The organism is Marinibactrum halimedae, assembly GCF_021234875.1.
Lineage (GTDB): Bacteria > Pseudomonadota > Gammaproteobacteria > Pseudomonadales > Cellvibrionaceae > Marinibactrum > Marinibactrum halimedae.
In genome coordinates this window covers 1-2,588 of record NZ_JAJQVM010000082.1, presented here as the reverse complement: position 1 = coordinate 2,588, position 2,588 = coordinate 1, and the positions used below count along the sequence as shown (strand labels likewise).

The window sequence follows — 2,588 nt, the reverse complement described above, 5'->3', positions numbered from 1 at the left end:
GAATGACCACCCAGCTCAAAGAAGTTGTCCTTCACCCCTATCTGATCTGCCTCCAGCCCCAGGGTCTCCGCCCAAATGGCCACCAACTGCCGCTCGGTTTCATCTCTCGGCGCGACGTATTCGTGCTCTGAAGTAACGACCACTTCCCTTTTTTCCAACACCTGCCGATTCACCTTGCCATTGGGGGTCAGTGGAATCGCTTCTAACCATTGGAAAGCAGCCGGCACCATGTAGTCTGGTAAGGTGCGCAACAGATGGGTTCTTAATGACTCAATCGTCGGTTGCTCTGCATCATCGACAGTCACGTAAAACGCAATTAAACGCTGATCACTTGCCTCACCCTGCGCCACCACCACGGCGTTGCTGAGTGCCGAGTGCTCGTTCAACCTCGCTTCGATCTCACCCGTCTCTATGCGGTATCCACGAATCTTCACCTGTGTGTCCATTCGCCCAAGACATTCCAGGTTGCCATCCTCAAGCCACCGCACAAGGTCCCCGGTTTTGTACAAGCGAGTCCCGGGGTTGAAGGGATTGGCAATAAACCGCTCTTCAGTGAGCTCAGGACGACCCAAATACCCTCTGGCCAGGCAATCACCAGCAATATGCAGTTCACCTGGGACGCCAATGGGTTGGGGATTTTGGTACGGGTCCAGCACATAGACCTGGGTATTGTTCACCGGTATACCGATGGGTGTGATCACCCCTGCCGAACTTGTAGCGGCAGGTTGAGCGCTGCAATCGTAAAAGGTGGCGTCAATCGTGCATTCGGTCGGGCCATACAAGTTGTAGAGGCTGGCAGCCGGTAACGCTTGCTGACAGCGCTCCACCAACCGCTGCTCCAGCAGTTCACCACCGCAGAGAATCGCTTCGAGGCTGTCACACCGGTGCAGTTCAGTCTGCTCCAACAGGGCGTTTAAGAGCACCGGGACACATTGTAACGTCGTGATCTGATGCGTCACGATGGCATCGTGTAACTGTTGTGGGTCTTTTTCGATACCTGGGGCGGCCATCACCACGGTGCTGCCACCCAGCAACGCCATCAACTCCCACTGCGCCGCGTCGAAGTTAAAAGCGGTTTTTTGTAATACGGACTTACCCACGCCCAGGGCGAGCTGGTGAATGATCCACTGCATGTGATTCACGATGCTTCGGTGTTCCACCATGACGCCTTTGGGCTTGCCGGTGGAGCCCGAGGTATAAATCACATAAGCAAGATGGGTGGCACTGACCGCTCGTGTGAGTGATAAGTCCGCACAGGCATCAATGTCTGCCTGTTGGGTATCCAGCACCAGTAATGGCCGGTCTGCCTGCGCCAGCGCGCTGAGCTTGCTCTGATAGCGTGCTTGGGTGATGACCAGGCACGCTTGGCTGTCTTCCAGCATGTAGGCGAGTCGATCTTCCGGGTAACTCGGATCCAGTGGCACATAGGCCCCTCCTGCCTGCAATATCCCGAGGATACCCACCATCATGTCCAGCGATCGTTCTACACACAACCCCACCAAGGTGTCTGGCTTAACCCCGACGGATTGAAGGTATCGGGCTAGGCGCTGGCTGCGCTCATAGAGTTGCTGGAAGCTGAGCGCCTCGCCTTGCGCGACCACGGCAATGGCATCGGGTGTGGCGTTGACCTGCTCTTCGAACCGCTCATGGAGGCATTGGTTTCTGGGGCAATCTAAGGATGTCTGGTTGTATTGCGCTTGATTGTATTGAGCCTGGTTGTATTGGGCCAGGGTGAGCTGTCTTTCCGCCTCCCCCATAAATTGAAATGCACTCAATGCTTTTGTCGGAGCAGTAACAACGGATTGGCACAACGCCATAAAATGGCCCGCCAAACGCTCGATGGTGGACACCTTATACAGTGATGTGCGATAGGTCAGGCTGCCCTGTAAACCGCTGTCCGTTTCTGCCAGCGACAGGGTTAAGTCAAATTTACTGACGGTATTTTCCAATGGGTAGGGACTGATTTTTGTATCGGCGTCGTCGAATATGAGGCGTTCAGATCGGTTATTTTGCAGAACAAACATGATCTGGAATAAGGGGTTAACACCCAGGTTTCGTTGCAGTGGTAACGCTTCTACAATTTTTTCAAAGGGCGTATCTTGGTGTTCATACGCCTCTAAACAGGTGGTTTTCACTTGCTGCAAGAAAGCGGTAAAAGACATCTCTCCGCTCACCTGATTTCTCAACGCTAAGGTGTTGACGAACATGCCGATGAGCCCTTCCGTTTCGCCGTACTGACGATTCGCGATGGGGCTGCCTAGGCAGATATCGTCTTGCCCACTGTAGCGATAGAGCAGCGTCGTAAACACGGCCAGCAAGGTCATAAAGAGCGTACAGTCTTGCTGTTCAGACAAAGTCCGTAATTGCTCTGCCAACCTAGCCTCTAGGCGGAACGTATGACTGCCACCTTCCACACTTTGAGTCACCGGCCTTGGATAATCCGTCGCCACTTCGAATAACTCAGGCACACCGGCCAGCTTGTTCTGCCAGTACGCCAACTGCTTATTCAGTAATCCCTCTTCATCCAACAATTTGCGCTGCCAGACACTGTAGTCCAGGTATTGAATGGGCAGTGGCGCCAATGCCGG

The 2,588-nt window shown here is 54.0% G+C and carries 1 protein-coding gene; it reads right to left on the bottom strand.

Translation table 11 applies throughout. The annotated features are described in order from the left end of the window. On the bottom strand, positions 1–2,588 hold a 2,588-nt coding region (locus tag LU351_RS20250), incomplete at both ends, for a non-ribosomal peptide synthetase (protein ID WP_232595902.1).